This window comes from Rhodoferax sp. P1_F3, from assembly GCF_056405715.1.
Window position 1 is genome coordinate 1 of record NZ_JBFUBO010000027.1, and the last position, 6,797, is coordinate 6,797.

A 6,797-nucleotide genomic window follows, 5' to 3' on the forward strand; every position below is an offset into this window, starting at 1 on the left:
GGGCATGACCCACCAGTCCAGAAAGTCGGAGCGGGGGGAGAGTTCGATCTGGTCGTAACCCAGCTCGGCGGTGGCACGGCACAGCTCGGGCAGCGACAGGTGCCGGATCATGTACGGGTCTAGGGCTATCTTCATTCAGGTCTCCTGGTCGTCTCGCGGCTGCAAGCGCAGCACGGCCAGCGCAATGTAGGTTCCAGTGACCCAAAAGACTGCGCAATAATTGACGAAAAATCGTCAAATTATGGTTAACCCTAGTCGTAGAAAAAAGACCGCTCGCTTTGCCGAGATCGCAGCGCTTGCCGGTGTCAGCGTCGCCACCGTGGACCGGGTGCTCAATGAGCGCGATACCGCGTCGGTCAAGACGCGGGAGAAGGTGGTGCAGGCCGCGCGCCAGTTAGGTGTGCCGCGGGTGTTGCCCGAAACCCGCCATGGCTTGGTTCACATCGACATCGTGCTGCCAGACAACCCCTCCCCCTTTTTTCAGCGGCTGAACCAGGCAATGCAACGTGGTGTGGCCATACTCGACAAGCGGCTCGTCGTCCACCGCGTGACGACGCCGGAGGAAGACGAGACGGCGCTGGTGCATGCTTTAGCGCCGCGCCGCTACAAACGCCAGGCGCTGATCGTGTCGGCACCGGATACCCCGGCCGTGCGCCAGGCACTGCAGCAGGCACGTGCCAACGGCGAGCATGTGGCCATGGTGGTCACACGGGTGAACGGTGTCCCGCAGGCCGACTACGTGGGCATCGACAACCATGCGGCGGGCCGCACCGCGGGCTACCTGCTGGGGCGCCTGTGCCACCGCGAAGGCCGCATCCTGATCCTCTCCAGCCGACTAGATTACCTGGGCCACATCGAACGCAGCGGCGGCTGCCGCGAGGTGCTGGCCGCACAGTTCCCGCACCTGCGCTGTGACGGTGAAGTGGCTGAGACCCACGACGATCCAGACCGCTGCTACCTGGCCCTCAAAAAGTCCTTACAGGGCAAAAGCGACGTGGTCGGCATCTACAACACGGGTGCCGGCTCGCCGGGCATCTACGCCGCGCTACAACGCTTTGCCAAAGAGAAAACCTGCTGGATCACCCACGAGATTTCTGATGACCACCGACAGTACTTGCAAGAGGGCGTCTTGGACGTGGTGATCGACCAAGACCCGGACACCCAAGCCATCCGCGCTCTGCAGCACGTGATGGCTGCGCTGGGCATGGCCCCCGCGTCTCTCAGCCAGCCGGGAAAGCCCGGTGACTTTCGGCTCCATTTCGCCGAAAACATGAGCCAGCAACCCTATCTCGCCTGACAAAACAAGTGTCTCCCGCGGGAAGCACCTGAGTAAAAAGAACGTTGTTTTCAATCAGAATACGGGGAGAAATTGTTTTCCACGACGGGCATCCTCCCATACGACCTAAGAAAGACTCAGGACATGGCATCCAAGGGCAACGACAAGACCCCCGTCGATCAGTTCATCGCACGCATCACGGCGGAGTACGACACGCTGAGCAAGCAGCTCAAAGTGATTGCCAAATACGTGGAGCAGCACCGCGACCACATCGGCATTGAAGGCATCCAGCAGCTGGCCGCCAGCTGCCAGGTACAACCCTCGGCGGTGGTGCGCTTTGCCAAGCACTTCGGCTTCTCCGGCTTCTCCGAGATGCAGGTCGTCTTCCGCGAGGGTTTGACGCGCCAGTTGGCCCCCAGTCGCAACTACCGCGCACGCATTCGCGACATCATCGACTCCGGTGCGGGCAGCCTCTCCAGCGTGGAGATCGCGCGCGAGTTTTTGGCCGGAAGCCAGGCCGCCATGCACGAGCTGGAAGCCAACCTGGATGAGGCTGCCTTCAAAAAAGCCGTGGACATGCTGCGCAAGACCGACTGCATCTGGATCGCGGCGTCACGCCGGTCGTTTCCCATTGCGGTCTACCTTGATTACGCGCTGCAACACACCGACAAACGCGTGTGCCTGATGTCGGCCCTGGGCAATATGCATTTGGGACAGATGCGCTCGGTGCGCACGGGTGACGTGATGCTGGCCATTTCGTTTGCACCCTATGCGGAAGAGACACTGGCAGCCGTGGCCCTGGCGCAAGAACGGGGCGCGCGCGTGATCGCCATCACCGACAGCCGCATGAGCCCACTGGCCAAGGACGCAGAAGCCGTCCTGATCGTGCAGGACAACTCGACCTTCGGCTTCCGGGCGCTGACCAGCACCATGGGCCTGGCCCAAAGCCTGTTCATTTCCCTGGCCTACGCGCTGGAGCTGCCTTACCGCCCAACCTCGGCCCCTGCACAGACCTGACACAGGAAAATAAATTAATATTTCACTTTAAATTTATTTTGGAAAAATATTTCCATTGACAGTAATTTTTCGTATAGTCCTGTCTTCGCGTCGCGCGCGACGAGATATCCCATAAACATACGGAGACAGGAACTTTCATGAAGCACGTTGCAGTGTTCGGCGCTGGTCGCATTGGCCGCATTCACGCCACCAACCTTGCCGCCCAATCGGGCGTGCAACTCAAGTACATCTGCGACGCCGTACCCACTGCTGCTGCCGATCTAGCCCAACACCTAGGTGCCCAAGTGGCCGACATCGACACGGTCTTTGCCGACAAGAGCATCGATGCCGTCGCCATCTGCTCGCCCACCACCACGCACAGCGATCTGATCGCACGCGCCGCGGCTGCCGGCAAACACATCTTCTGCGAAAAACCCGTGGACTTGTCGGTGCAACGCGCCGAGGCAGTGGCGCAAGCCGTGTCGGCTGCCGGCGTGGCCTGCATGATCGGCTTCCAGCGCCGCTTTGACCCCACCTTCAACGAAGCAAAAACCCGCCTGGACCGCGGCGACATCGGCAACCCCGAGATGCTGGTCATCACCAGCCGCGACCCCGGCGCTCCGCCGGTGGAGTACATCCAGCAGTCCGGCGGCATCTTCCGCGACATGCTGATCCACGACTTTGATGTGTTCCGCTGGATTCTGTGTGGCGATGGCGACCGCGCCGCCTGGCTCAGCGCTACGGGTTCGTGCCTGACCGACCCCGCCATCGGCAAGGCCGGCGACTTTGACTGCACCGCCGTCACCATCAAAACCGTCAAGGGCCGCCTGTGCCAGATCAACACCACGCGCCGCGCCGCCTATGGCTACGACCAGCGCTTTGAAGTGATCGGCTCACAGGGCATGCTGCAATGTGGCAACCACCGCCCCAGCGAAGTGACCCAGGCCACGGCCCAAGGCACGTCGCAAGACAACCCCGAAGCATTCTTCCTGCAGCGCTACGCCACGGCCTACCGCCTGGAGATTGAGCACTTCTTCACCCAGCTGCAAAACGGCGGCAGCTTCCGCACCACGGTGCAGGACGGCGTGGATGCGCAGATCCTGGCCGATGCCGCCGCCCAAAGCGCAGCCAGCAATCAGATCATCACGTTCTGAGGCGCAGCATGACTTCCTCTTTGCGAATCGGCATCGTGGGTCTGGGCCGTCTGGGCCAGCGCCACGCACAAGCCCTGGCGTTCAGCACCCGTAATTGCACCCTAACCGCAGCCTGCAGTCCGGTGGAATCCGAGCGTGTCTATGCGACCGAGCAACTCGGCATTGCACAGGTGTATTCCCGCTACGAAGACCTGTTGGCCAACCCCAATATTGATGCGGTGGTGCTGGTCACGCCCACCTCCCTGCATGCGGACCAAGCCATTGCGGCCCTGCAGGCTGGCAAACACGTCTTCGTGGAAAAGCCCTTGGCTCTGAACGTGCCCGATTGCGAACGCGTGCTGGCCGAAGCGGCCAAGCACCCGGAGCTGGTGGCCATGGTGGGCTTTGTGCGCCGCTTTGACCCCAGCTACCGTGCGGCCCAAGCCAGCATCGAAGCTGGCGAGATCGGCCGCCCTTTCATCGTGCGCTCGCAGACCTGCGACCAGAACGACCCCGACGGATTCTTTGTGCGCTTTGCGCCCACCTCGGGCGGCATCTTTATGGACTGCAGCGTGCACGACATTGACCTGGCACGCTGGATGCTGGGCCGCCCCAAGGCGCTGCGCGCCTACGCCACCGGCACCATCGCCCTGCACCCTGCACTGGCCGAGTTTGGTGATGTGGACAACGGCCTGGCCATCGTGGACTTTGAGGGCGGCGCCAAGGCCGTCTTCTACGCCTCCCGCACCATGGCCCACGGCCATGAGACCACCACGGAAGTCATTGGCACCGCCGGCAAGCTGCTGGTGGGCGAACATGCCGCCCGCGACCGCGTGGTGCGCAGCGATGCCCACGGCGTGCGCCATGCCGTGCTCAAGGACTTTTACGAACGCTTTGAGGCGGCCTTTGCCGCCGAGATGAGCGACTTTGTAGCCGCCTGCCGCGGCGAGCGCGCCCTCACGCTCACCCTGGACGACGCCATGGAAGCCACGCGCATTGGTCTGGCCATTTCCCGCTCGCTCGCCAGCGGCATGCCGGAGGTTATTTGAATGACCGCAGCCCTCGGGCTGCGTTAAAGACGAAACGAAAAAGGTTGGCGTTCATGGGGCGGATGTGTCGGCAGCGCGTCCACCGGCGCGCTCGGTGATTTGGAGCTGCAACTGGCGTGCCACATCAGCCATACCCTCTTGCCGGGCGCGTATCGCCAGCTGTTTGGCACCTTCTTCGCCGTATTTGCTGACGTTGAAGGAGCGCACGCTGCGTTTGCCGTTGATGTTTTGCCAATAGGCCATCCACTGCGCTTGCTGGATGATGCGCTCGCCTCGCTTTTTGGTGTTGATGTTGCGGTAGACGCCCACCGTGCCTGATTTGTTGTGGTTGCGCATCCATTCACGCTGCCACACCACATAGTCCACACCAGAGAGTTCAGCCTCTTTCTGGTCGCGCCACGCCACCGCAGCCGCCAAGGCTGCTTCTTTGCTGCCGTACACCGAGTCGGTGAAATGCTGGCGCAGGTGCTGGTGCTGGCGGCGCATGACCACCCGCCAGGAGTGGTGCCCCTTGTCCACGCGCTGGATGTTGCGCAAGGGGTTGGCCTGGGCCTGGGCTTGGGATTTGGAGACGGGCATGGCGGTGGCAGAGGGCGTGATTGCTATGGATTTGATAGCTGCTGGCGCACGTTCTATCTGGGCTAGTGGCCTATTTTATGTTCAATCACTTTTAGAATCCTGCCGCAAAAGGGAGAGAGAACTTTGCGGGTGATGGTGCGTTTGCTGTGGCTGTGGGGGGTCGCATGGTGGTGTGGTTTCGGTCGGCGCCAACACAGCAACTAAATCAATGAAGTTCACAACAGCACCTCAATCTTTCAGCCAGTTCATATTCGCATCGTAAGTGTCATCGCCGATGTAATATTGAGCCAGTGGGGGTCATGAACAGATCCATTTCAATGGTTTGCAAACCCATATGCTGCGTTAATTTTGATGTATGGCGCTGCGTCAATGAGATCCAAGCAGGGAACTCAAAAATACGTCGGCATAAACATTCAGCAGGACACCTTCAATATAAAAACTTGTTAAAGTATTCAGGAAAAGGCAATCAAAAGTGGATCTTCGAATCTATCAAGTGTTTCCAATTGATAGATGACCTCACCTTCTCTGTGTTTGTGAAATGTGAAACTTGAAAGGTTTCCATAATCTGTATTCAATTGAAAATTCAGTGCAGTAACGCATTGATGATCTGGGTTGCTATTCCTCCAGATCTCTAGAAATTTATCCACGAACAAAAAAGAAATTTCAAACAATTGAAGTTCACAATAATCTTCAATGTGCAGCCTATTCACGCTGTTTTCATAGCCTGACAAATCTCTGAAAGAAGTCTTAATGGAAGCCATGTTTGGTAGTGTTTGACCTTGATTAAGTTTTTTAAAAAAAACTCCATCATCAACAAAAGAGAGTCCGTCATCCAGAATATTCTGAAGCTTATTTGGCAACAACAAATTCGATGGCACGTCGGAAATTAGTCCCTTCATTGAAGCATTGGCATATTTCATTTATTTACCCCAAGCAAACTCAATGCTTTGTTTATTCCATTAATAATGGCTGGATTGTTTAGTAACTCTTGCACGGACTTTGACGCCACGACTCCATTTGAAATAGGGCCTACGTAAAACTGCTCCGTTGCTGGATCGTAATAATATTTATTTTTACCGCTGGCATCCTGATAATGTATTTGTCCTGGTCTTTGACCGGGGTTTGGATTTTCCACATCAATTCTCGCGCTAGACCCCGGCTCTTTCCACATGGTTTTACTGGCAGTAGTCGCTCCGTTTGCCCCTAGCATCACGTCACCGGGTTGAGGGGTCGCAATTACATTCTTTGGTATCGGAGCGTTCGGCGAATACACCTGCGGGTTGTACCAACGCCCATCAGTACCCTGATAGGCAGTGACCTGATTTCCATTGGCATCTTTGAATGTGACAAGCTCCCGCCCATCCGGCGTAGTCTTCCCCGTGTTTACCGCCCCACTGGGCAAGCCATCCCAGCAGTTGTTGTGCACCCAAACTGCATCATTGCCAGCTTCAGCTTTGACAAAGTAAGTGTGGAAGTCTGCAACGGTCAGGTTGTAGGCCTGTAGCGGTTCTTGTGTGCGCTTTGTTTGCAGCACTTCCATCCACTGCTGATTGCTAGCAACAGGCCCTTGATGCTTTCTTCCTTGCCCAACTGGTCCAGGGTCTTGCCGATGTCGCCCTGGTTGTTGACCATGGCCACGGCCGCTTGGGATGCCAGAGCCGCAAAGCCAGCGTTGACGGCGATGCCTGCGGTGGTGAGTCCTGCTGCGGTACTGGCAAGCGTGACGCCACCCAGGGTGGTCACCGTTGCCCCGGCTGCGCCGCC

Annotated in this window: 8 protein-coding genes and 1 pseudogene; 4 read left to right on the plus strand and 5 right to left on the minus strand. The window is 58.2% G+C overall.

The window, feature by feature from the left end; all coding sequences use genetic code 11:
• Positions 1 to 135 (minus strand): annotated as a pseudogene (locus AC1DZ5_RS21340) (sugar phosphate isomerase/epimerase); the annotation flags it as partial.
• Positions 136 to 241: 106 nt separating this feature from the next.
• Here AC1DZ5_RS21340 and AC1DZ5_RS21345 point away from each other — a divergent pair.
• The 4 genes from AC1DZ5_RS21345 (at position 242) to AC1DZ5_RS21360 (ending at position 4,454) form a co-directional block, all read left to right on the plus strand.
• Positions 242 to 1,297: a LacI family DNA-binding transcriptional regulator gene (locus AC1DZ5_RS21345; RefSeq protein WP_477892804.1), complete on the plus strand. Its 1,056-nt coding sequence runs from the start codon at positions 242 to 244 to the stop codon at positions 1,295 to 1,297.
• Between the two features lie 123 nt (positions 1,298 to 1,420).
• Positions 1,421 to 2,293, plus strand: a complete 873-nt coding sequence (locus AC1DZ5_RS21350) for a MurR/RpiR family transcriptional regulator (RefSeq protein WP_477892806.1) — start codon at positions 1,421 to 1,423, stop codon at positions 2,291 to 2,293.
• 137 nt (positions 2,294 to 2,430) lie between these two features.
• Positions 2,431 to 3,426: an inositol 2-dehydrogenase gene (iolG, locus tag AC1DZ5_RS21355; protein ID WP_477892808.1), complete on the plus strand. Its 996-nt coding sequence runs from the start codon at positions 2,431 to 2,433 to the stop codon at positions 3,424 to 3,426.
• Between the two features lie 8 nt (positions 3,427 to 3,434).
• A complete protein-coding gene (locus tag AC1DZ5_RS21360) occupies positions 3,435 to 4,454 on the plus strand; it encodes a Gfo/Idh/MocA family oxidoreductase (protein ID WP_477892810.1) in 1,020 nt (339 codons plus the stop codon).
• 51 nt (positions 4,455 to 4,505) lie between these two features.
• Here AC1DZ5_RS21360 and AC1DZ5_RS21365 read toward each other — a convergent pair whose 3' ends face one another.
• The 4 genes from AC1DZ5_RS21365 to AC1DZ5_RS21380 form a co-directional block, all read right to left on the minus strand.
• Entirely contained in the window at positions 4,506 to 5,033 is a 528-nt protein-coding gene (locus AC1DZ5_RS21365; protein WP_477892812.1) for an AP2/ERF family transcription factor, read from the minus strand.
• A gap of 452 nt (positions 5,034 to 5,485) precedes the next feature.
• Positions 5,486 to 5,953, minus strand: coding sequence for a hypothetical protein (locus AC1DZ5_RS21370; protein WP_477892814.1), 468 nt, complete (start codon positions 5,951 to 5,953; stop codon positions 5,486 to 5,488).
• Complete coding sequence (locus tag AC1DZ5_RS21375) at positions 5,950 to 6,573, minus strand: polymorphic toxin-type HINT domain-containing protein (protein WP_477892816.1); 624 nt, start codon at positions 6,571 to 6,573, stop codon at positions 5,950 to 5,952. The genes AC1DZ5_RS21370 and AC1DZ5_RS21375 overlap by 4 nt, the downstream gene beginning before the upstream one ends.
• Positions 6,519 to 6,797, minus strand: a 279-nt coding sequence (locus AC1DZ5_RS21380; protein ID WP_477892818.1) for a DUF637 domain-containing protein, incomplete at its 5' end; no start/stop codon positions are given. The genes AC1DZ5_RS21375 and AC1DZ5_RS21380, both read right to left, overlap by 55 nt.

Excerpts from the sequence above, each read along its gene's own strand:
- AC1DZ5_RS21375 (WP_477892816.1), bottom strand. The coding sequence starts at position 6,573 with ATGGAAGTGCTGCAAACAAAGCGCACACAAGAACCGCTACAGGCCTAC.
- AC1DZ5_RS21345 (WP_477892804.1), top strand. The coding sequence starts at position 242 with ATGGTTAACCCTAGTCGTAGAAAAAAGACCGCTCGCTTTGCCGAGATC.
- AC1DZ5_RS21350 (WP_477892806.1), top strand. The coding sequence starts at position 1,421 with ATGGCATCCAAGGGCAACGACAAGACCCCCGTCGATCAGTTCATCGCA.
- AC1DZ5_RS21360 (WP_477892810.1), top strand. The coding sequence starts at position 3,435 with ATGACTTCCTCTTTGCGAATCGGCATCGTGGGTCTGGGCCGTCTGGGC.
- AC1DZ5_RS21365 (WP_477892812.1), bottom strand. The coding sequence starts at position 5,033 with ATGCCCGTCTCCAAATCCCAAGCCCAGGCCCAGGCCAACCCCTTGCGC.
- iolG (WP_477892808.1), top strand. The coding sequence starts at position 2,431 with ATGAAGCACGTTGCAGTGTTCGGCGCTGGTCGCATTGGCCGCATTCAC.
- AC1DZ5_RS21370 (WP_477892814.1), bottom strand. The coding sequence starts at position 5,953 with ATGAAATATGCCAATGCTTCAATGAAGGGACTAATTTCCGACGTGCCA.